Origin of the sequence: Halarchaeum grantii, assembly GCF_014647455.2 — an archaeon.
GTDB classification, from domain to species: Archaea; Halobacteriota; Halobacteria; order Halobacteriales; family Halobacteriaceae; genus Halarchaeum; species Halarchaeum grantii.
Genome location: NZ_BMPF01000006.1, coordinates 57,399 through 78,459 on the forward strand (window position 1 = coordinate 57,399; position 21,061 = coordinate 78,459).

Annotated in this window: 24 protein-coding genes; 14 read left to right on the top strand and 10 right to left on the bottom strand. The window is 70.5% G+C overall.

All coding sequences use genetic code 11. The annotated features are described in order from the left end of the window. Nucleotides 1-38 precede the first annotated feature (38 nt). Nucleotides 39-602: a tRNA (cytidine(56)-2'-O)-methyltransferase gene (locus IEY12_RS14435; RefSeq protein ID WP_188884364.1), complete on the top strand. Its 564-nt coding sequence runs from the start codon at nt 39-41 to the stop codon at nt 600-602. On the opposite strand, the gene IEY12_RS14440 is transcribed toward IEY12_RS14435, so the two are convergent. After that, nucleotides 576-1,169: a helix-turn-helix domain-containing protein gene (locus tag IEY12_RS14440; protein ID WP_188884365.1), complete on the bottom strand. Its 594-nt coding sequence runs from the start codon at nt 1,167-1,169 to the stop codon at nt 576-578. The genes IEY12_RS14435 and IEY12_RS14440 overlap by 27 nt on opposite strands. A gap of 271 nt (nt 1,170-1,440) precedes the next feature. Between IEY12_RS14440 and IEY12_RS14445 the strand changes: the two genes are divergently transcribed. From IEY12_RS14445 to IEY12_RS14470, 6 genes are all read left to right on the top strand, one after another. After that, the gene (locus tag IEY12_RS14445; RefSeq protein ID WP_188884366.1) at nt 1,441-1,956 is read left to right on the top strand and encodes a transcription factor; all 516 of its coding nucleotides are present in this window, start codon (nt 1,441-1,443) and stop codon (nt 1,954-1,956) included. Continuing rightward, nucleotides 1,957-2,631 (top strand): DUF2110 family protein, encoded by a 675-nt coding sequence (locus IEY12_RS14450; protein ID WP_188884367.1) that lies wholly within the window; start codon nt 1,957-1,959, stop codon nt 2,629-2,631. 2 nt (nt 2,632-2,633) lie between these two features. Next, on the top strand, nt 2,634-3,368 hold the full coding sequence (locus IEY12_RS14455) for a DUF5803 family protein (protein ID WP_188884368.1): 735 nt from the start codon (nt 2,634-2,636) through the stop codon (nt 3,366-3,368). An 84-nt stretch (nt 3,369-3,452) separates the two neighbouring features. After that, nucleotides 3,453-4,136 (top strand): competence/damage-inducible protein A, encoded by a 684-nt coding sequence (locus tag IEY12_RS14460; RefSeq protein ID WP_188884369.1) that lies wholly within the window; start codon nt 3,453-3,455, stop codon nt 4,134-4,136. A gap of 206 nt (nt 4,137-4,342) precedes the next feature. Then, nucleotides 4,343-5,422 carry an ATP-NAD kinase family protein gene (locus tag IEY12_RS14465; protein ID WP_188884370.1) on the top strand — a complete coding sequence of 360 codons (1,080 nt, stop codon included), beginning with the start codon at nt 4,343-4,345 and terminating at the stop codon, nt 5,420-5,422. Nucleotides 5,423-5,616: 194 nt separating this feature from the next. Further along, on the top strand, nt 5,617-6,645 hold the full coding sequence (locus tag IEY12_RS14470; protein ID WP_188884371.1) for a phosphate signaling complex PhoU family protein: 1,029 nt from the start codon (nt 5,617-5,619) through the stop codon (nt 6,643-6,645). Here IEY12_RS14470 and IEY12_RS14475 read toward each other — a convergent pair whose 3' ends face one another. Then, nucleotides 6,646-7,827, bottom strand: a complete 1,182-nt coding sequence (locus tag IEY12_RS14475; protein WP_188884372.1) for an LEA/WHy family protein — start codon at nt 7,825-7,827, stop codon at nt 6,646-6,648. It abuts the gene before it with no gap. Nucleotides 7,828-7,948: 121 nt separating this feature from the next. On the opposite strand from IEY12_RS14475, the gene IEY12_RS14480 reads away from it, so the two are divergent. Genes IEY12_RS14480 through IEY12_RS14495 form a run of 4 tightly spaced genes read left to right on the top strand, consistent with a single transcriptional unit; the run spans nt 7,949 to nt 9,685 of the window. Continuing rightward, the gene (locus IEY12_RS14480) at nt 7,949-8,125 is read left to right on the top strand and encodes a DUF7525 family protein (RefSeq protein WP_188884373.1); all 177 of its coding nucleotides are present in this window, start codon (nt 7,949-7,951) and stop codon (nt 8,123-8,125) included. Nucleotides 8,126-8,167: 42 nt separating this feature from the next. Beyond that, nucleotides 8,168-8,392: a DUF7123 family protein gene (locus IEY12_RS14485; RefSeq protein ID WP_123076866.1), complete on the top strand. Its 225-nt coding sequence runs from the start codon at nt 8,168-8,170 to the stop codon at nt 8,390-8,392. Between the two features lie 54 nt (nt 8,393-8,446). Further along, entirely contained in the window at nt 8,447-8,860 is a 414-nt protein-coding gene (locus IEY12_RS14490) for an SRPBCC family protein (protein ID WP_188884374.1), read from the top strand. Continuing rightward, nucleotides 8,861-9,685 (top strand): nitrilase-related carbon-nitrogen hydrolase, encoded by an 825-nt coding sequence (locus IEY12_RS14495; RefSeq protein WP_188884375.1) that lies wholly within the window; start codon nt 8,861-8,863, stop codon nt 9,683-9,685. A gap of 253 nt (nt 9,686-9,938) precedes the next feature. On the opposite strand, the gene IEY12_RS14500 is transcribed toward IEY12_RS14495, so the two are convergent. Beyond that, entirely contained in the window at nt 9,939-10,805 is an 867-nt protein-coding gene (locus IEY12_RS14500; RefSeq protein WP_188884376.1) for a response regulator, read from the bottom strand. A 49-nt stretch (nt 10,806-10,854) separates the two neighbouring features. Beyond that, nucleotides 10,855-11,685 carry an RIO1 family regulatory kinase/ATPase domain-containing protein gene (locus IEY12_RS14505; RefSeq protein ID WP_188884377.1) on the bottom strand — a complete coding sequence of 277 codons (831 nt, stop codon included), beginning with the start codon at nt 11,683-11,685 and terminating at the stop codon, nt 10,855-10,857. 109 nt (nt 11,686-11,794) lie between these two features. Between IEY12_RS14505 and IEY12_RS14510 the strand changes: the two genes are divergently transcribed. Beyond that, nucleotides 11,795-11,986 carry a hypothetical protein gene (locus IEY12_RS14510; RefSeq protein ID WP_188884378.1) on the top strand — a complete coding sequence of 64 codons (192 nt, stop codon included), beginning with the start codon at nt 11,795-11,797 and terminating at the stop codon, nt 11,984-11,986. A gap of 175 nt (nt 11,987-12,161) precedes the next feature. On the opposite strand, the gene IEY12_RS14515 is transcribed toward IEY12_RS14510, so the two are convergent. The 4 genes from IEY12_RS14515 to IEY12_RS14530 form a co-directional block, all read right to left on the bottom strand. Beyond that, nucleotides 12,162-13,421, bottom strand: a complete 1,260-nt coding sequence (locus IEY12_RS14515; RefSeq protein WP_188884379.1) for a Glu/Leu/Phe/Val family dehydrogenase — start codon at nt 13,419-13,421, stop codon at nt 12,162-12,164. 194 nt (nt 13,422-13,615) lie between these two features. Continuing rightward, the gene (locus tag IEY12_RS14520; protein ID WP_425433173.1) at nt 13,616-14,464 is read right to left on the bottom strand and encodes a class 1 fructose-bisphosphatase; all 849 of its coding nucleotides are present in this window, start codon (nt 14,462-14,464) and stop codon (nt 13,616-13,618) included. A gap of 233 nt (nt 14,465-14,697) precedes the next feature. Next, nucleotides 14,698-17,154, bottom strand: coding sequence for a heavy metal translocating P-type ATPase (locus tag IEY12_RS14525; RefSeq protein WP_188884381.1), 2,457 nt, complete (start codon nt 17,152-17,154; stop codon nt 14,698-14,700). Further along, the gene (locus IEY12_RS14530; RefSeq protein WP_188884382.1) at nt 17,151-17,927 is read right to left on the bottom strand and encodes a sulfite exporter TauE/SafE family protein; all 777 of its coding nucleotides are present in this window, start codon (nt 17,925-17,927) and stop codon (nt 17,151-17,153) included. The genes IEY12_RS14525 and IEY12_RS14530 overlap by 4 nt, the downstream gene beginning before the upstream one ends. Nucleotides 17,928-18,030: 103 nt before the next feature. On the opposite strand from IEY12_RS14530, the gene IEY12_RS14535 reads away from it, so the two are divergent. Next, a complete protein-coding gene (locus IEY12_RS14535; protein ID WP_188884383.1) occupies nt 18,031-18,615 on the top strand; it encodes an LOG family protein in 585 nt (194 codons plus the stop codon). Nucleotides 18,616-18,656: 41 nt separating this feature from the next. Further along, nucleotides 18,657-18,953 carry a DUF7111 family protein gene (locus tag IEY12_RS14540; RefSeq protein ID WP_123076890.1) on the top strand — a complete coding sequence of 99 codons (297 nt, stop codon included), beginning with the start codon at nt 18,657-18,659 and terminating at the stop codon, nt 18,951-18,953. A gap of 12 nt (nt 18,954-18,965) precedes the next feature. On the opposite strand, the gene IEY12_RS14545 is transcribed toward IEY12_RS14540, so the two are convergent. Both IEY12_RS14545 and IEY12_RS14550 read right to left on the bottom strand, forming a co-directional pair. Then, nucleotides 18,966-20,153, bottom strand: a complete 1,188-nt coding sequence (locus IEY12_RS14545) for an ABC transporter substrate-binding protein (RefSeq protein WP_188884384.1) — start codon at nt 20,151-20,153, stop codon at nt 18,966-18,968. A 111-nt stretch (nt 20,154-20,264) separates the two neighbouring features. Continuing rightward, nucleotides 20,265-21,011, bottom strand: a complete 747-nt coding sequence (locus tag IEY12_RS14550) for a proteasome assembly chaperone family protein (protein WP_188884385.1) — start codon at nt 21,009-21,011, stop codon at nt 20,265-20,267. Nucleotides 21,012-21,061: the final 50 nt, after the last annotated feature.

A 21,061-nucleotide genomic window follows, 5' to 3' on the forward strand; every position in this document is an offset into this window, starting at 1 on the left:
CCGTAAGCCGTTACCCGGCGGGTCGCGAACGCCGACACATGCAGGGCGAACACGACGTCGTGGTCTGCCGGCTCGGCCACCGGCCCGGCCGCGACGAGCGCATGACGACTCACGTCGGACTGACGGCGCGCGCACTCGGCGCTGACCGCGTCGTCTTCCCGAAGAACGCCGGGCAGTCCCTCGAGACCGTTCGGGACATAACGACGAGATTCGGCGGCCCCTTCGAGGCCGAACTCGACGGCGAACAGGGGGCGCTCATCCGCGACTGGGAAGGCGCGGTCGTCCACCTCACGATGTACGGCGAGCGCGTCCAAGACGTCGAGGGCGAAGTGCGTGAGGCGCACGCCGGCGAACCGCTCCTGGTCGTCGTCGGCGGCGAGAAGGTCCCCTTCGAGGTGTACGACCACGCGGACTGGAACGTCGGCGTGACGAACCAGCCCCACTCGGAAGTCGCCGGCCTCGCCGTCTTCCTCGACCGCCTCTTCGACGGCCGCGAACTCGAGCGCGAGTGGGCGGACGCAGAGCAGGTCGTCCTCCCCGAGGAGACGGGCAAGACCGTCGTCTCGCCGGAGGAGCTAGAGGAGTCGGAACGGGACGAGTAACCGCGCGCCGAAGCGCGCCGGGACGTCGGCGAGCGCCGGCCGCCGTGCGCGCTCGGCGAGGCGGTAGCGGCCCGCCGACGCCCGCTCGACGACGCCGCGCTCGGTCAGTGCGTCGAGCGCGCGCCGGACGCGGGCGGGCGAGCGGTCGAGGTCGGCGGCGACGTTCGCGGGCCGCCGCGGTCCCGCGCGGAGTTCGCGGAGGAGTTCGCCGGAGAGGGCCGCCTCGACGCCGGCGGCGGTGTCGCGCTCGCTCGCGGCGTCGGCCCCAACGGCGTGCGCGACGGCGTCGAGCAGGAACCACGCGACACTCGGGAGCGCCACCGCGAGGAACCAGACGGCACCGGCGGCGATGGCGAGTCCCGCGAACGCGAGGAGCGCGCCGGCGAGCGCGAGCTGGCGGACCACCACCGGGTGGCCGTAGCGCTCCCCGGCGAGTTCGGCGGCGTTCACCCCGAGGACGACGAGTGAGACGGCGAGCCCGAGCGCGAGGTCGAACCCGACCACGTACGCGAACCCGCCGAGGACGACGGCCTCGGCGGCGCGCCACCCGAGCGTTCGCGTCGGCATCACGCGTCCTTCGGCGCGTCGAGCGAAAAGCCCGGCGGTCGCTCCGCGGCGCGACGCCCTCGCTAGCGCTCGGTTGCCGCGTGGCCCGTCACTCACGGGTCACTCCCGCTAGTCGTTCCCCGTTCGTGTGTCCCGATACCTCACTTCGCTCGGCTCACGGGTCGCTTCGCTCCCCGTTCGCTCTGAACGCGGCGACCTCGCTAGCGCTCGGTTGCCGCGTGGCTCGTACCCGATGGTATTAAGGGTCGTTCGGCCCCGAGTTTCACGTATCATGGCTTTCGAGGGGATGTTGGAGGACCCAGTCGTACAGAAATACCTCCACGAGCTTGTCGGCCCGAAGGGGATGCCGGTCGCGGCGGCGCCCCCGGACGGGGAGGTGACGGACGAGGAACTCGCGGAGCGATTGGACCTCGAGTTGAACGACGTGCGCCGGGCGCTGTTCATCCTCTACGAGAACGACCTCGCGACCTATCGGCGGGTGCGCGACGAGGACTCCGGGTGGCTCACCTACCTCTGGACGTTCCGCTACGAGAACATCCCGTCGAACCTCCACGACGAGATGAAGCGCCTCCACGAGGCACTCGAGGAGCGCCGCGAGTACGAGCGCGACAACGAGTTCTACCTCTGCGAGGTGGACTCCATTCGCTTCGAGTTCGGCGAGGCGATGGACTTCGGCTTCGAGTGTCCCGAGTGCGGGTCGCCGCTCGAGGCGATGGGGAACGACGAGATGCGCGAAGCGATCGACGAGCGCCTCGAGAACCTCGAGTCGGAACTGGGTATCGCCTGAATGGTCGTCCTCGCAACCAAGCTCTACGTCGAGGGCGACGCCCGCGAGCGCGCGCTCGACTCGCTGCGCTCGCTCGTCGGGAACGCGCTCGGCGACCTCGACGTCGACTTCGACGTCGGCCTCCGCGACGACGACTTCCCGTCCGTGACCGTCACCGGCGACGACGAGCGGGTGGCGCGCAACGTCCTCCGCGAGGAGTGGGGCGCGATCACGCCGACGTTCGATGACGGCGAGACCTACACCGGCACGCTCGAGGCGTGGGACGCTGAGGGCTTCGTTCTCGACGCCGGGGAGGACGTCCGGATCCCGGCGGACGGCCTCGGCCTCGGTCCGGGGTCGCCCGAGCAGGTACGCACGCGCTTCGGACTCGTCCAGCACATACCCTTAGAGTTCGTCTACGACGAGGAGTCGGGCCACGAACTCGCCGACGCGACGCGCGACCGGCTCTTCGAGTGGACGCGCGCGGAGACGGGGCGGGTGAACGTGAACTCGGCGACGCGGGCCGAAGTGCGTGCGACGGTGAACCGCGCGGGGCACGCCCGCGACATCGTCACCGTCGAGCGCCTCGGCCTCCTCGAGCAGAGCATCGTCTGCCGGGAGGAGACGGATCCGCCCGGCCTGCTCGCGAGCATCGGGCAGTACGTGCCGGCGGAACTGCTCTGCGTGGTCCCCTGAGCATGCGACGGCGCTGGCTCCTCGTCGCGCTCGCCGTCGTCGCGCTCGCGGCGGGCGCCGGCTGTCTCGGCTCGGGCACGGTGAGCGACCAGCAACTCGCGCAGAACGCGACCTACGACTGGAACGCCACCGAGGAGGCGAACGCGTCGGTCGTCGTGAACGCGACCGGCGGGAGCTATCAGGCGGTGCTGAACGTCACCGGGTCGAACGAGAGCGAACTGCGCTTCTCGCAGTCGAGCACGTTCACCGGCGACCAGCCCGTGCCGATCGCCGCCGTCCAGTTCCGCTACCCGAACGGGACGGTCGTGAACGCCTCCGCGATCAGCGTCTCCGAGGGGCGGGACGCCGTGACGGTGACGCCTCCGAGCGAGAACGGGACGTTCGCGTACACGGCGCCGATGGGGTCGCGCTCGCTCGGCGTGCCGGTCGTCCTCTCCGGGGCCTCCCACGAGGTCGTCCTTCCGGACGGGATGCGCGCGAACCTCCCCGTGTTCGGGCAGGTGAGTCCGAGCGGCTACGAGCGCACCGTCGTCGACGACCGCACGCGTCTCCGCTGGTCGTCGGTGGACGCGAACCAGCTCAGCGTCCGGTACTACCTCGAGCGTGACGTCTACCTCTTCGCGGGGCTCGTCGCGCTCGCGGCGCTGGTCGCGGTCGGCGGCGTCGTCTACTTCCGCCTCCAGATACGCCGCCTCGAACGCGAGCGCGAGGAGAGCGGCCTCGACGTGAACGAGTAACCGTCGCGCCACGCGCGACGACGGTGCGAGTGGCGCGTCGCCGTCGACGGCGATTTTTTGAGTGGGTGACGACTACGCACCCGTATGGACGTCGCAGTGTTGACGGTCGGTGACGAACTCCTCGCGGGCGACACCACGAACACGAACGCGGCGTGGCTCGGCCGCCGCCTCACGGAGCGCGGCGCGACGGTGCGCCGGACGGTCGTCGTCCCGGACGACGTCGAGGTCATCGCGGCGGACGTCCGCGAGCTCGCCGAGCGCTACGACGCCGTCCTCGTCACCGGCGGGTTGGGGCCGACGCACGACGACGTGACGATGGACGGTGTCGCGGCGGCGTTCGAGCGCGAGATGGGCGAGCATCCGGACGCGCTCACGTGGTTCGCCGAGCACGGGACCTACTCGCGCGCCGACCTCACCGAGGGGACGACCCACCTCCCCGAGGGCGCCCGATTGCTCCCGAACGACGAGGGCGTCGCGCCGGGCGCGGTGGTGGAGAACTGCTACGTGCTCCCGGGCGTGCCCGGGGAGATGAAGGCGATGTTCGAGCGCGTCGCCGGGGAGTTCGCGGGCGAGACGCGCCACGTCGAAGTCGTCCGCGCGGACGAGCCGGAGAGCGCGCTCGTCGAGCGGATCGAGGGCGTCCGCGAGCGCTTCGACGTCACTGTCGGGAGCTATCCCGGCGACGGCGTCCGACTCAAGCTACAGGGGTCGGACGCGGCGACGGTGCGCGAGGCCGCCGAGTGGTTGCGCGAGCGGGTCGAGCGCTAGCGGACGGCGTACGCCCACCAGGCGCCGGCGATGACGAGGCCGAGGACGAGGACGATCCAACTGTACGCGCCCGTCGAGAGGGGCGCTTCCGCGAGGGGTACGAACATACTCCCGGGTTCTGCGGGCGCGCCCTTAACCGTTACACATGTCCGCGCCGACGGTGGTGGTCGAACGGCCTATAGGCGGTGCGCGTGAACCCCCGACAGATGCGCACCATCGGCGTCGTCGTGAACCCGGTCGCGGGGATGGGCGGTCGTGTCGGTCTGAAGGGCACGGACGAGAAGGTCGCTGAGGCCCGCGAACGCGGCGCGGAACCGCGCGCGCCGGAGCGAGCGGTGGCGGCGCTGCGCGCGCTTCGCGCGGCCGCGGACGACTCGAACACCGACCTCACCCTCCTCGCGTACGGCGGCGTGATGGGGGCCGACGAGGCCCGCGAAGCGGGCTTCGACCCCGCCGTCGTCGGCGAACCGGACGGCGCGGAGACGACGGCGGACGACACCGTCGACGCCGTCCGGGCGTTCGTCGAGCGCGGCGTCGACCTGATCCTCTTCGTCGGCGGCGACGGGACGGCGGTGGACGTGGCGGGGGCGCTCGAGGAATCCGGGAGCGAGACGCCGATGCTCGGCGTGCCGGCGGGCGTGAAGGTCTACTCGTCGGTGTTCGCAGTGCGCCCGCGCGACGCGGGCCGGATCGCGGCGACGTTCGAGCGGACGGAGGCCCGCGAGGTGAACGACATCGACGAGGCGGCCTACCGCGACGGCGAGGTGCGCGCGCGCCTCCGCGCGGTGGCGACCGTCCCGGTCGCGGAGGCACTGCAGGCGAGCAAGCAACTCTCCTCGGGGAGCGTGGAGGCGCTCGCGGAGGGGTTCGCGGACTCGGTCGAGGACGGCGTGACGTACGTCCTCGGGCCCGGCGGCACGCTCGGAACGATCAAGCGCGAACTCGGCTTCGAGGGGTCGCCGCTCGGCGTGGACGTCTGGCGGGACGGCGAGGTGCTGGTGCGCGACGGGAGCGAGCGCGACATCCTCGACGCGCTCGGCGAGCGGAACGTCGTCGTCGTCTCGCCCATCGGCGGGCAGGGCTTCGTCCTCGGGCGCGGGAACCAACAGCTGAGCCCGGCGGTGCTCCGGCGCTGTGACCTCGAGGTCGTGGCGTCGCCGTCGAAACTGGAGGGAATCGGCGTCCTCCGCGTCGATACCGGCGACGACGCGCTCGACGCCGACCTCCGCGGGTGGGCGAAGGTCCGGACGGGCCGCTACGAGCGCCGGCTCGTGAAGGTAGAATAGTCAACTATCGGAGTATAAGGCCGTTCGTCAGGTTCGAGAGCCAGACCGAACCGTATAATGACCGTTCGTCCATCGAGGACGGCGTTAACGCGGATATCGATCCGTCCACGTGGGACTCGCCGTGTTGGGCGCGATTTAGTGAATATAATGTATCGAGCGCAAGTTTAAGGTAGTCGAGTTGCTAGCAGAGTCGCATGGAGAGTCGGAAGGTACAGCGTCTCGGTCCGTCGACGCTGGCCATGACACTACCGGCGGAGTGGGCGCGTGGGCAGAACGTCGAGAAGGGCGACGAGGTGACGGTCCGCGAGAGCGGGAAGGGGACGCTGACGGTGACGCCGGCGTCCGCGCGCGACGACGACAGCGAGGCGACGATTCACGCGGAGAACTTCGACGCCGCCGCCGTCGAGCGCGCCATCGTCGGCCAGTACGTCCTCGGGCGGCGCGTCATCCACGTCACCGACGAGAACACGCTCGACAGCGCGCACATCAACGCCGTCTACAAGGCCGAAACCCAACTCATGGGTCTCGGCGTCGTCGAGGAGACCCCCGAGCGAATCACCATCCGGTGTTCGGTGGACCCCGAGGATTTCACGCTCGACAACCTCCTCCGGCGCCTCGAGAACACCGGAAGCACGATGCGCGGCGAGGCCGTGAAGGCGCTCGCGCACGGAAACCCCGACCTCGCCCAGCGCGCGCTCAACCGCGAGCGGCAGGCGAACAAGATCTTCGTCCTCTGCCTGCGCCTCATCTTCACCGCCTACGAGAACCCGAACCTCGCGCGCGCCGTCGGCCTCGACGACGGCTTCCCCCTCATCGGCTACCGGAGCGTCGCGAAGAACCTCGAACTCACCGCCGACAACGCCGAGGACATCGCCGAAATCGTCCTCGAAGCCGACGGCCACACCCTCGACGTCGACTCCGCGACGATGCGCCGCATCCGCGAATTCACGGACCAAGTCAACGAACTCACCGCGCTCGCCGTCGAAGCCGTCGTCGAGCGCGACTACGACAAGCACGTCCAGTGTCGCGAACTCTTCGCGGACATCGGCGACCTCGAGGCGGAGATGCTGAACGACCTCACCGAGATGGAGAACACGCGCCTCCTGCGCATCCGCGACGTCCTCGTCAGCCTCCAGCAGACCGCGGAGTACGCGATGCGTAACGCGGAAATCGCCGCGAACCTCGCGCTCAACGAGCAGTCCGCACACACCACCATCGAGTAACTACACCGCCAGCAGGCCACCGTCGGCCGTCGTCGTGCTCCCGTTCTCGCTCGACGTGGTGGTCGTCGTGCGCTCGCTCGTGGGTGCGCTCGTCGTGGTCGAGCGGGCCGTCGTCTCGGTGGTGGGTTCGCCGTCCGTCGGCGACGATGACTCGCCGCTCGCCGTCGTTGGCGATCCCGTCGTCGTATCGTCCGCCGACCCGCCGTCGCTCGCCGTCCGGTTCGTCGCGTTCTTCGTCCCGAAGATGTCCGTCCGAATCGTCTCCTCGAACGTCAGCCCGCGCAGCGGGACGCGAACCGACTCACCGCCACCGAGCGAGAGCCGCGCGTAGAAGTCGATGCGGAGGTCGGTCGTCTGGTTCCGCTCGAGGTGCGTCACCCACCACTCGTCGAGTCGGTCGTTCTCGAGGACGGTGCTCGCGCGAACGGTGCGCGTCGCGCCGCCCGGGATGACGACCGCTTGCTCGCTCTCGCCCTCGCCGACGTCCACGCCGTTCATCGTGACGTCGTAGCCGATCGACCCGAACGTCACCGGCGTCGCCTTCGGGTTGTGGACGACGAACGCCGTTTCGAGCGGCGTCTCCGCCTCCGTCGTCGGCCCCCAGTGCGCGCGCGTCTCGCGGACGACGAGCACGGGGTCGGAGACGAGCGGGAGGCCGGCGTTTATCGGGCGGTTCTCGGTGGAGTTGAACTGGCCGCTGATGTTCGTCGAGACGGTGCGCGTCACCGGGACGACGTGCGCGCTCCGCCCGAGCGTCCCCGAGCGGACGTCCGCGGCCACCTGTACCGTCGTCTCTTCGCCGTTCCGGACGTGGCTCGCCCACCACGCCGGGATGCGTTCGTTCCGGAGGTAGCTCTCGAAGCGCAGCGTCGTGTTTCCCGTGCCGAGGCCGACGCCCGCCGTCCGCCCGTGCGCCATCGCGATGTCGTTCATCGACACGGTGTAGTTCACGCGCACGCCGCCGAAGCGGACGCCGACGGGGTTCGGGTTGTGCACCGTGACCGCCGTGTCGACCGTCGTCGTCGTCTCGTTCACGCCACCGAAGGCGTTCTCGGTCGCGACGACGGACGGGACGCCGAGCCAGCCGAGCGCGAATGCCCCGCCGGTCACGAGGGCGAGCGCGAGGACGACGGTGACGGCCGTCCGGAGCGTGCTCCCGAGCGCGAGTGCGCGAAGGTCCATGCGGAGAGTGGCGGCCGAGGACGGCGAAAGTCTTCCGACACTCACCTCATTCGCCACGCGGCGCGCGTCGGGGACGGCGCGGACCGCAGGCGATAAGGCACGGCCGCCGATAGGTCGTGGTATGGCTGAATCCACCACGGACGAAGGGGTCGGCATCGGACTGGCGTTCGGCGCCGTCGCGACGCTCGGCGCGCTCTACATGCTCGTCAGTCACGCGCAGATCGCGTCCTCGAACGGTTTCGCCGTCGCGATGATCGCGGGGATGCTCGCCGTCGCGGCGTTTCACGTCTTCGAGTGACGAGCGGAAACCGTTAAGCACGACTCGCACCTATAGAGAGTTATGACGGAGTACACCGAGGAAGAGCGCCGCATCCTCGAGTACCTCCACGAGAGCGTCGAGGCCGGCGAGCGCTACTTCCGCGCGAAGTCCATCGCCGGCCAGCTCGGCCTCACCGCGAAGCAGGTCGGCTCGCGCCTCCCGCGACTCGCCGAGAAGTCCGAGGACGTCGACATCGAGAAGTGGAGTCGCTCGAAGTCGACGACGTGGCGCGTCGAACCCGCCTGACGCGCGGGCGACGCGGACCGGCGGTTTTTTCCTCACCGCTCTCGACGTCCGCGTATGACCGTTCGGGTCGAACGAACCTTCGAGTTGGACGCGTCCGCCGAGGACGTCTGGGAGTTCATCGCCGACCCGACGAAGCGGGCGTCGGCCATCAGCGTCGTCACCGGCTACGAGGTGCGCGGTGACGTCACCGTCTGGTTCGTCGAGCTTCCGGTTCTCCGGCGCACCATCGAGGTGGAGACGCGTGACGTCGAGCGCCGCGACGGCGAGTACGTGAAGTTCGTCGGGAAGTCGAAGGTGCTCACCGTCACCGGCGAGCACGAACTCACGGCCACCGACGGTGGCTGTACGCTCACGAACACCTTCGTCGTCGAGGGCAAGTTCCCGGGCGTCGAGGGCTTCTTCGAGCGGAAGTTCGACGACGAGCTCGACAACCTCGAACGCGAACTCGAGGAGCGCGGCCACAGATAGATGCGCCTCGCGCTCGCCCAGTTCGAGTCCGCGATGGGCGACGTGTCGGCGAACGAGCGCGCCGCCCGCGACGCCATCGCGGACGCGGCCGCCGCGGGCGCGGACTGCGTCGCCCTCCCCGAACTCTGGGACGTCGGCTACTTCGCCTTCGACGCCTATCCGGAGGCCGCCGAATCGCTCGACGGCGCGCGCCTCGCGCGCATCGCCGACCTCGCCGCGGCACACGATGTCGCCGTCCTCGCGGGCAGCGTCGTCGAGGACCTCGCCGCGAGCGCGAGCGCCGGCTTCGAGACGCCCGCCGAATCGGGATACGCGAACACGAGCGTCCTCTTCGACGCGACGGGCGAGCGCCGCCTCGTCTACCGTAAACGCCACCTCTTCGGCTACGACTCCGCCGAGGCCGACCGTCTCGTTCCCGGCGAGCGCCTCGAAACCGCCGACCTCGGCGGGTTCACGGTCGCCGCGACGACGTGCTACGACCTCCGCTTCCCCGAGCTCTACCGCGCCCTCCTCGACCGGGGCGCGACGCTCGTCCTCGTCCCCTCCGCGTGGCCGTATCCGCGCGTCGAGCACTGGCGCACGCTCGCTCGCGCCCGCGCCGTCGAGAACCAGTGGTACCTCGGCGCCGTCAACGGCGTCGGCACGCAGGACGGGACGACGCTCCTCGGGCGCTCGACGGTCTACGACCCGTGGGGGACGCCGGTCGCGACGAGCGACGACGAGTCGACCGTCGTCTACGCGGACGTCGACCCGGAGCGCGTCTCCGAGGTCCGCGCGGAGTTCCCCGCGCTCGCGGATCGACGAGCCGGGCGCGACAGGGGGTGACGCGGCGTTCCCCCGTCGCACACTCGACGCGTGCATCGGTGAATACCTTTTTAAGTACGGAGACCGAACCTACGGGTGCCGACGCGAGACGCTTTTCTCGTCGCGTGTTGGCACAACAACGTCCGCACCTCGTCTCCACGCCGACCCCATCGTCGACCGGCCAGCCCGCACCGGTCGACCACCCCGGCCCCTCCGACCAGGAAGGGGCCACCCCCATCGCCTCCCGCCTTCACATGTCCGCACAGCGACGCGACTACCGGAACGGGCTCGGCGGCCGGGAGAGCGTCTGGCGGAGCGAGTTGAACTCCGACTCGGTGAGTTCGAGGGTCGCGCGGATGCGCTCGAGTTCCTGCTTCGTCACGACCTGATCGGTGACGTCGTCGACGAAGACGGAGAGGCCCTCCGCGTCGGGGTAGGCGAAGAGCTGGAACCAGCGCTCGCGCGGCTCGTAATACCCCTCGACGGACGTCGGCTGCTGGGTGTCCCGCGCGCGCCGGAGTTCCGTCTCGAAGACGGAGTCGGCGAGCCCGGGGACGGCGTCGAAGACGCTCGCGTCGAGGAGCGCGTCGGCCTCGACGTCGAGAACCTCGCTCGCGCGCTCGTTCGCGTACGTGACGGCGTAGTCGGCGTCGAGGCCGAGGAAGCCGGCGTCGATGCGTTCGTACACTTCGAGTTCGCGCGCGGTCGCGTCCGCGACCGCCTGCTCGGCGCGGCGCTTGAGAACGAGCGTGATGATGCGGTTGCCGAGGACGGTGAAGCGCGACGCGCTCGCTTCCTTGCGGACGTAGTCGGTGACGCCGGCGCGGATGGCCTCGCTCGCGATCTCCTCGGTGCCCTGCCCGGTGAAGAAGATGACGGGGAGCGACTCGTCGAGAGCGCGGACGCGTTCGAGGAAGGCGATGCCGTCCATCTCCGGCATCCGGTAGTCGAGGAGGACGCAATCGACGTCGTCGGCCTCGACGCGTTCGAGGGCGGCGCTCGCGCTCGTCTCGGAGGTGATGTGGAGCGACGGGAAGTCGCGCTCGATGGCGGCCTTCGTCAGTTCGAGGAAGTCCGCGTCGTCGTCCGCGTGCACGACGTGAATCGGCTCTCGGCCGTCCGCGTCGATGGCGTCGTCCATGCGGACGCTTCTCTCCACCTGCCGATAAACACTGTGCCGGTTTCGGCGCTCAGACCGGTTCGCCCTCGCTCGCCGCGCCCTCGAGTTCGCCCCGGAGGGCGGCGGCGTCGAAGTCGTGGTCGGGGCGGATCGCGACGAAGTCGAGGAACTCGCGGGCGGCGAGCAACTCGTTCGTATCGAAGTGCTCGCGGGCCGCGCGCACCGCCGCGTCCGCGCCGACGAGCGGTTCGAGGACGGCGAGCGCGCACGCGAGGTCGTAGGCCTGTGCGGGGCGCTCGACGCCAGCCGCCTCCGCGTCGGCTTCGCGGACTTTCGTCGCGTCGATGAAGTAGAGTTCGTCGCGGTAGACGAGGACGTTCTCCGCGCGGAGGTCGCCGTGCGCGAGGCCGTTGTCGTGCATCGTCTTCAGCGCGCCGAAGAGCTCCGGGGAGCGCGCCTCGATTTCGGCGGGCGAGAGGTCGTCCAGCGTCTCGAACTCCGGGAGGTACTCCATGACGAGCACGCCGAGACCGTCGACTTCGAACGTCTCGATGGGGGCGGGGGCGTTCAGGCCGGCGTCGCGCATCCGCCGCGTCGCCTCGAGTTCGTGTGCGGCCATCTCGACGGGGCCGTCGAACGGCTCGAAGAACCCCTCGGAGCCCGCGGAGAAGACGCCGAGGTTCCGCATGCCCGTGAACAGCGAGTGGACGAAAGCGTTCTGCGCGGAGACGACCTTGCAGAACCAGCGCTCGTTCACCACCATCGGCGTGGAGAACCAGTTGTCCGCCTCCAAGAACTCGACGTGGACCACGGGCTCGCCGTACCGGTCGGCGACTTCGCGGGCGACGGCTTCGAGAGCCGGCCACGGGACCGTCCCCCGGACGAACTGCCGGACGCTCATACCCTCGGAAGGCGTGCGCGACGTATAGTTCCTTCCGCCCGCCCGGTCAGGTATCGAGGCGGTCAGGGGACTTTTCCGTCTCCCGGACGCTAGCCTGTCCCCGGACGCCATGTCTGCACAGACGTCGGAGCCCGGCGCGGACGACGAGTGGGGGTCGAGCGCGATCGGGGACGCGTTCGAGACGCTCGACGACGAACTCGCGAGCGCCCAGCGCGAGGCGTCCGGCGCGCGCGAGATCGCGCTCTCGCGGTCGCGCGACCTGCTCGAGAAGGTCGAGCGCACCCTCAAGAAGACCGCGTAGCACGCGTACGCGGTCGGCCACCGTTTTCTTCACACCGCCGCGCCCACAGGCACGCGTCTCCCGGGGCGAGCGCGCCGGAGCGTGCTCCGATTCGGGCCGGGGCGGGACACGAAATGGGGTCCGGGCGCGATACGCCCGAAATGGGCCGGGGGGACCGTCGGTTTCCCGCCGGCGTTCAGGGCCAGTTCCCGTTGCCGGTGTAGGCGTCGACGACGCGCCGGATGCCGACGACGTAGGCGGCGACGCGGAAGCTGGGGAGGTCGAGGCTCTCTTTGGCGTCGACGAGGTCGTCGAAGGCGTCGACGATGACGGTCTCGAGTTCGTCGTTGACGCGCTCCTCGCTCCAGGAGAAGCGCTGGCGGTTCTGTACCCACTCGAAGTAGCTGACGGTGACGCCGCCGGCGTTCGCGAGGATGTCGGGAACGACGGTGACGTCGCGCTCTTGGAGGACGTCGTCGGCGTCGGGGGTGAGCGGGCCGTTGGCGGCCTCGACGATGGCGTCGGCGCGGACGTCGGTGGCGAGGTCGCCGTCGATGGCGTTCTCGAGGGCGGCGGGAACGAGGAGGTCGACGTCGAGGGTGAGGAGGTCCTCGTTGGTGATGGCGTCGGCGCCCTCGTAGTCGGAGACGGTGCCGGTCTCGGTCTTGAACTCCTTGACGGCGCGCGGGTCGAGGCCGTCCGCGTCGTGGATGCCGCCGGAGGAGTCGGAGACGGCGACGACGGTCGCGCCGAGGTCGGCGAGGAGGCGGGCGGCGATGCTGCCGGCGTTCCCGTAGCCCTGGACGGCGACGGTGGCGTCCTCGATGTCCTTTCCGAGGTAGTCGAAGACCTCACGGGCGGCGAGCATGACGGAGCGCCCGGTCGCCTCGACGCGGCCCTCGCTCCCGCCGTTCTCGATGGACTTCCCGGTGATGACGCCGGGCGCGGTGGTGTTCTCGAGTGTCTCGTAGGTGCTCTTGATCCAGTTCATCTCCCGCTGACCGGTGTTGACGTCGGGCGCGGGGATGTCCCGGTCCTCGCCGATGAGGGGGCGGAGTTCCGTTGCGAACGAGCGCGTGAGTCGCTCGAGCTCGTCGGCGCTGTACTCGCTCGGGTCGACGACGATGCCGCCTTTGCCGCCGCCGTAGGGGATGTCGACGACGGCGCACTTGTAGACCATCCACCCGGAGAGCGCCTTCACTTCGTCCCGGGTGACGCCCGGGTGATAGCGGATGCCGCCCTTGTAGGGCCCGCGGTCGCCGTTGAACTGCGAGCGGTAGGCGGTGAACGTTTCGAGGCCGCCGTCGTCCATGTCGACGGTGAGGTTCGTCTCGAGGACGCGCTCGGGGTTCTTGAGCCGCGTGAGGACGTCCGTGTTCACGCTGGAGGGCAGGTAGGAGGCTGCGTCGTCGATCTGCTCTTGGAGGTTCTCGAAGGGGTTCTCGTCGCTACTCATACGGTGACGGTGCATCCGGGGCGCCGATAAAGCTACGGTCGGACATGGTCGGGATGCACGTCACGCGTCGGCGCCGGCGCGCGGTGGCGGCGGGGCGAACGGGACGGCGACGCGGCTATCGGGTGGACTCGTCGGCGAGAAGCGGGGACGTCCGGGTGGTCGCGCGCCCGATGCGGCGTTCGGCGGAGGTGGGGTCAGGCGAGCGCGCGCTCGGCCTGCTGGATGAGTTCGTCGTTCCCGAGGAAGACGGGGGTGCGCGCGTGGAGGTCGCCGGGTTCGATTTCGAGGACGGAGTGGCTGCCGTCGGTGGACGCGCCGCCCGCGCACTCGACGATGTAGGCCATCGGTGCGGCCTCGAACTGCGCGCGGAGTTTGCCCTCGGGGCGTTCACGGAGGCCGGGGTAGGCGAAGACGCCGCCGTAGGTGAGCACTTGGTTGACGTCCGCGACCATCGCGCCGCCGTAGCGCAACTTGAGGTCGTCCTCGACGTCGTCGGCGTAGTCGGCGAACGACTCGGGCCACTCGGGGGTGCGGCCGCCGAAGCCGTAGACGGTCGGGTCGCTCGGGAGGTCGACGCACTCGGGGTTCTCGCGGCCGGCCTCGGTGACGGCGTAGCGCGTGACGTCGCCGTCGCGCGCGACGACCATCGTGGTGAGCGGGCCGTAGAGGACGTACGCGGCGGCGACGAGGTCGGTACCGGGGGCGGGGAGGGGCGCGTCGTAGACGCCGACGATGGTGCCGGTGGGGTTGTTCGCGGTGAGGTTCGAGGAGCCATCAAGCGGGTCGACGGACACCGAGAGCGGGCCGTCGCCGACGTCCTGCACGGTCTCGGCTTCCTCGCTCGCGTACTCGCCGACGGCGTCGAGACCGCCGAGGAAGTTCTGGAGGACGTCGTCGGCGTGCAGGTCGGCGTGAAGCTGCTGGTCGCCCGAGGCGTTCTGGCCGTCGGTCTTCTCGCGACGACCCGCGAAGCCCGCGCGGACTTCGAGGGCGGCCGCGGCGAGCGCGTCGAGCACGTCGTCAGCGTCGGACGTCGCCATCATCACGTACTGCTCGCTCGCCGACCTTAACCCTTTTCGAAATTCCACCGATTTCCGGGTTTACAGCCCCTCTAACCGAAGAATACAGAACTACAGTTCGAGTTAATCGTCGATGGGGTCGCGGCCGCCGGTGCGGTCCTCTATCGGCGCCGCGACACCACCGACGTGGTAACCGACGACGGCGCCGTCTCCTACGACGTCGACCGCCCTCCTACTTCGAGCCCGAGCGGTAGGGTCTACTCCCCGATTCCGAAGTCCCGACCGCTGTTCGCGACGACGAGGAGGCTGGACGCCGCCATCGCGATGGCGGCGAGCAGCGGGTCGACGAGGCCGAGCGCGGCCGCCGGGAGCGTGATGACGTTGTAGCCGAGCGCCCACCCGAAGTTCTGGCGGACGCGCGAGCGCGTCGTCTCCGCGACGTCGAAGAGCCGACGCACCGACCGGAGGCCGCCCTCGGTGACGGTGGCGTCCGCCGCTTCGGTCGCGAGCTCGGTGCCGGAGGCGAACGCCACCCCCAAGTCGGCGGCGGCGAGCGCGGGCGCGTCGTTCGTCCCGTCGCCCACCATCGCGACCGTTCCCTCCGCGCCCCGGAGGCGCTCGACGACGGCGGCTTTCGCCTGCGGGAGCACGCCCGCGAAGACGTCCTCGACGTCCGGGTGCGCCTCGAACGCCGCGGTCTCGGACTGATCGTCGCCGGTGACGACGACGATCGTCCGGCCGTCGGCGGCGAGGGCTTCGACGGTCTCCGCCCAGTCCTCGCGCGGCGTGTCGCGCGTCCCGAGCACGCCCCGCGCCGCGCCGTCCCAGCCGACGACGGTGGCGATGGCGCCCTCGCGCTGAACGGCGCCTATCGCCGACTCGACGCTCGCGGGGAGCGCCCAGTCGCCGCCCGCGAAGAGGTCGGGGTGGCCGACGAGCACGCGCGTCCCGTCGAGCGTCCCTTCGGCACCGCGCCGGTGCTCCTCGAAGTCGGCGACGGTCGCGGTCGAAGCGTCGCCGGTCCCGTCGCCCCCGTCCCCGGCGGTGGCGTCGACGTTGAGCGCGCCGCCGTCCGCGAGCGCGTGCCGGCCTTCGTTCCCGTCGGCGCGCGCGACGATGGCGTCCGCGACCGGGTGGTTCGCGTCGCGTTCGACGGCGGCGGCATACCGGAGCAGGGCACCCTCGTCGGTCTCGGGTGCGGCGACGTCCGTGACGCGCATCCGGCCCTCGGTGAGCGTCCCGGTCTTGTCGAAGGCGACGACGTCGACGTCCGCGAGCCCCTCGACGGCGGCCGTGTTCGTGACGATGACGCCCTCGTCGGCGGCGCGGCTCACGCCGGCGGCGACCGCGACGGGCGTCGCGAGGCCGAACGAGCACGGGCAGGAGACGACGAGGACGGAGACGCCGACGGTGACGGCTTCGCGGGCGGGCGCGCCGAGGGCGAGCCACGCGCCCGCGACGACGACGGCGAGGCCGAGGACGAACGGGACGAAGAGCGCGGCGATGGTGTCCGCGAGGCGCTGACTCCCGCCGCCCCCGGACTGGACGTTCCAGAGCTGTGCGAGCAGGCGGTCGTAGGTGCTCGTCGTCTCCTCGCCGACGCGGACGACGAGGCGGCCGTCCGTCGCGATGGAGCCGCCGATGACCGAATCGCCCGGTCCCTTCGTCTCCGGGACGGATTCGCCGGTGACGAGCGCCTCGTCGACGGCCGCCTCGCCCTCGACGACGGTGCCGTCGAGCGGGACGCGCGCGCCGCGCTTCACGACCGTCTCGTCGCCCGGTTCGAGGTCGGCGACGGCCACCTCGCGGGTGCCCGCGTCGTCGCGAACGAGCGCCTCGGTCACGCGGTCGAAGTCGAGGTCGCCGACGGAGCCGAGCGCGCGGCGCTTCACGCGGCGCTGGACGAAGTCCCCGAGCGTCACGACCGCGACGATGGCGACCGCGACGTCGAAGTAGATGACGACGCCGCCGGTGAGCACCTCGTAGAGCGAGTAGCTGTACGCGGCGAGCGCGCCGCCCGCGATGAGGACGTCCATGTTCGGTTCGCCCGCGCGCAGGCTGACGTACGCCGAGCGGAGGATGGGGTAGCCGACGAGGAAGACGACGAACGTCGAGATGAGGGGGATCGGGACGAACACCATCACGCTCGTCGCGGACTCGTGGAGGAAGGACTCGGGGTAGATACCGAGATACGCGGGATAGACGAAGAGGACGTAGATCATCATCACCGCCATCCCACCGAGGACGCCGAGGACGGTGCGGAGTTCGTCGCGCCCGAAGCGCTCCTCGGCCGCGACGGCCGTGCCGACCTCCGGGGCGTTCGCCCGGTAGCCGAGGCGGCTCACCGACTCGCCCACTTCCCCGGGGTCGGTGCGCTCGGGGTCGTAGGAGACCTTCAGCATCTCCGTCGCGTAGCTCGCCTCGACGCCGTAGACGCCGTCCACCTCGGACGCGGTCGACTCGAGGAAGGCCTCGCAGGCCGTGCAGTGCATGCCGTCGACCGCGAGGAACGCCGTCTCCGCGTCGTCGGGGACTTCGGCGTCGCGCTCGCCGTCGGCGTCGCCCCCGTCCGCCGACACCGCTTCGGGGTCGACGTCGCCCATCGTTCGATACACTTCGAGGCAGCCCCGACAGCAGAACGACCCCTCGACGTCGGGATCGGTGTGGGGCTCGCCGCGAACCGGTAGCTCGCAGAGGGTGCAGTCGTCGCTCATGGTGTGAGGGAGGGCGGGACGTAGTGGGGGACGTGGAGCATCGGGACGGGCACGCCGAGGAGACCGAGGCCGTGGAGGAGCGGGAGCAGCCCGAGGAAGACGAACGCGACGCCGAGGACGCGGTGGGCGGCCGCGCGCTTCGCCGCCGGCACGGAGCCGAGGACCGTGCCGTAGAGGAAGAGCGTCGGAATCGTCCCGACGCCGAGCGCCGCGAGGTTCAGCGCGCCCGCGACCGGCTCCCCGCTCCCGAGCGCGTAGACGAACGCCGGGTAGAGGAGGGGGCACGGGAGGAACGCGTGTATCGCGCCGAGGAGCGCGATTCGCGGGGAGTTCGCGTAGTCGTCGACGCGCGACGTGGCGACGCCGGCGACGCGCGAGAACAGCCCGCCACCGCCGAGAGAGCCCGGTGCGAGCGAGCCGACGCGCTCGCGGCCGAGGACGCGCCCGACGCCGACGGTGACGACGAGGGCGCCGACGAGGACGCCCGCGACGCCGCGAACGGCGTCACCGACGCCGCCGAGCGACGCGCCCGCGTAGACGGTCGCGCCGAGGAGGCCGAGGAGGCCGCCGACGAGCGCGTAGCTCGCCGTGCGGCCGAGGTTGAAGAGGGCGTGCTGGCGGAGCTCGAACCACGACGGCCCACGCGAGTCGGTGGGCATCCGGTCCGCGTACGTCGTGACGAGCGGGCCGCACATCCCGAGGCAGTGCGCGCCGCCGAGCAAGCCCACGACTGCGAACAGCGCGAGTTCCGTAGGGGCGACGGGCACGGCCATCGTGGCCGGGGGTAGGGCGGTCGGGCCTAAACCCTCACCGGGTTCGGTGTCGGCTTCGGGTCGGCCAGTGAGGTTTATCCGCCCCAGGTCCGCAGAGGCGAGTATGGACGCGCTCTGTGTCTACTGCGGGTCGAGTTCGGGCGAGCGCCCCGCGTACGCCGCGGCCGCCGCGGACCTCGGGACGGCGCTCGCCGAACGGGACGTCACGCTCGTCTACGGCGGCGGTCGCGTCGGGCTGATGGGCGCCGTCGCGGACGCGGCGCTCGCCGCCGGCGGCGACGTGCACGGCGTCATCCCGGAATCGCTCGAAGCGAAGGAGGTCGCGCACTCCGGGCTCACCGACCTCGACGTCGTGGCGTCGATGCACGAGCGGAAGGCGCGAATGGCCGAGCTCGCGGACGGCTTCGTCGCGCTCCCAGGCGGGTTCGGCACGCTCGAGGAGATCGTCGAGGTGCTCACGTGGGCGCAGCTCGGCTTCCACGAGAAGCCGTGTGGTCTCCTGAACGTCGCCGGCTACTACGACGACCTCGCGGCGTTCTTCGACCACCAGACCGAGGAGGGGTTCGTCGAGGAGACGCACCGCGAGATGGTGGTCGTCGAGGACTCCGTCGACGGCCTCCTCGATGCCTACGCGTCCTACGACTCCCCAGCCATCAAGTCCGTCCTCACGGACGCCGAGGAGACGTGAGGGACCGATAGTTTCGACTACCGGGCGCGAGAACGGCGGGTATGAGCGACGCCGACGCCGCCGAGGACGCCGACACCGCCGAAGCGAACGGCATCACCGCGCGCTACTACGAGACCGACGAGGAGCGCGTGCTCACCTTCGAGTCCGGGACCGGGAGCGCCGCCGTCGCGCAGAACCGCGAGGGCTACGCCATGCTCAAGGTGCGCCCGACCGCCGACGGTGACGAACTCGAGCGCTACTACGGCTTCGACATGGCGCTCGACCACGCCGCCGAACTCCTCGGCGTCTCGCCGACCGACCTCCCCGTGCCCGAGAGCGCCGCCGACATGGGGATGTAGTCCGCGAGTCCGTCAGACGTCGCCGGTGAGGATGTCGGCGACCCGCTGGCGCTCGAACAGCGTCAGCGACGCCTCCGCCAGCGTTTCGAGGCCGTTCCACGCGCCGAAGGCGTCGGGGTAGAACTGCCGCGCCGCGGCCTCGGTCTGGAACAGGTTGACGATCGGGCCCTGGTAGGAGCCGCCGCCCCGGTAGAGGCGGTCGTTCCGGACGGCGCGCAACTGCTTGCCGATCGGGTCCTCGCGCATCCGCTCGACCTTCGCCTCGAACTCCTCGGTCGAGACGTGCGTGAGGCCGTACTGGAACACGATGGCGTCGGGGTCGACCTTCAGCAGTTGCTCGTAGTCCCACTTGGCGTAGCTGCCGTCGATGTGGTCGTCGAAGGCGCCGCGCATCTCCAGGTCGCGGTACTGCTTGTGGTTGTTGCCCGACTGGACGGGGTAGGCCCAGAACGCGCCCTTCTCGAAGTCGGAGTTCACCGAGAGCACCCCGACCGTCGGGCGCTCGTCGGTCGGCGGGAGCGTCGACTGGATCGTCGCCTGCATCTCGTCGTGGACGGCCCGGTACGCCTCGTAGCGCTCCGCTTCGTCGAAGGCGTCGGCGACGATCTCGAAGGCGTCGTAGAGCGAGTAGTACGGGTAGTCGTGCCACTCGTCGCCGCGACGGCGGATGTAGTTCCCGAGGAAGGGGCCGACCGCGTCACCGATCTCCTCGGCGTCGGCCGCCGTCCAGTTGTCGGAGAGGACGCCGAGCCAGTTCGGGTCGACGAGGTGTAGGTCGCTGTCGAGCGCGTAGAAGACCTCTTTGTCGAACCCGCCGTCGCCGGCGATCGTCGCGACGTCGTCGAGGGACACGTCCACGCCCGGCAGGTAGTCGTAGAAGAAGGCGGGCACGTTCGAGGGGTCCCAGAGGCCTTGGAGGCCGTCGGCCTTCCCGAGGGCGATCCCCATGTCGCCGTACGTGCTGAGGAAGGACAGCCACGTCTCGGGAGCCTCCTCGAAGGTGACCTCGCCCATCGGCTCCATCGTCACCGAGTAGCTCGTGTCCGTCGCCGTCGTCGTCGCGGTCGTCCCGCTCGTGGTCGTTTCGGCGTCGCCGCCGCCGGTACAGCCCGCGAGCGCGCCGGCCGCCACGAGGCCGCCGCCGTATCTGATGTAGTCGCGCCGCGTCGGTGTGAGGGTGTCGCCAGCGTCGTCGGACATTATCTTTAGGCTGGCCTAAAAATATATGTCCGTTTCGGTTCGCGGCGGTCCCACCGCGCGCCCGACGACGGCCGTCAGCCGTCTCGCACGAGCGCCCCTCCCACGGACTCCCTACTCGAACATCCGCATGGGCTTGGCCTGACTCGACTCCTCCTCGCTGGCCTGCTGCATGCGCTCGGCGAGCTGCTGTTTCTGCTCGCGGATCTGCTCGGCCTGCTCGACGAGGGTGTCGGTCTCGACGTCGACGTCCGCGATGGGCTCGATGCCCTTGTCGAGGAGCTGCTTCGAGGCGGCGGGATCGGGGAACTGGGGGTCGGACTCGACGACGAGGCCGACGCCGGTGAGGTCGTTGACGTCCGCGCGGTTGACGAGCGCGCCGGTGGGGCCGCCGACGACGCCCTGCTCGGGTGGGGTATCGACGCCGTGCGCTTCGAGGATGGACGCCCCGTCGCCGGTCGCGACCCCGAACACCTCGGGGACGTGACTCGGGTCCTCGTTCTGCGTCGGGAAGCCGCTGAGATAGAGCGGCGTCGCGTCCGCGTCCACCACCCAGTCGGTGACGGAGTCGGCGAACTCGGCGGCGGCGACGCGGTTCACGGGGATGTCCGCTTGGAGGGCGAGCAGGTCGCGCTCCTCGTCCGCGTAGAGGCGGACGGGCGGGCGCGCGGTGTAGTCGTCCTCGTCGTAGATCGCGACCTCCGGGAGGCCGTCGCAGTCGACGCTCGCGACGTACGTCATATCGAACTCGTCGACGAGGTGGTCGGTCGCGATCTTCCCGACGAGGCCGACGCCGGGGAGTCCTTCCACGAGCACCGGTTCGTCGACGTCGAACTCGGCGCGCTCTCTGACGCGTGCCATACGCGTGGTGTCTCGCGGACGCGGTATAAACTCGGGGGCGGGGTCGCGCT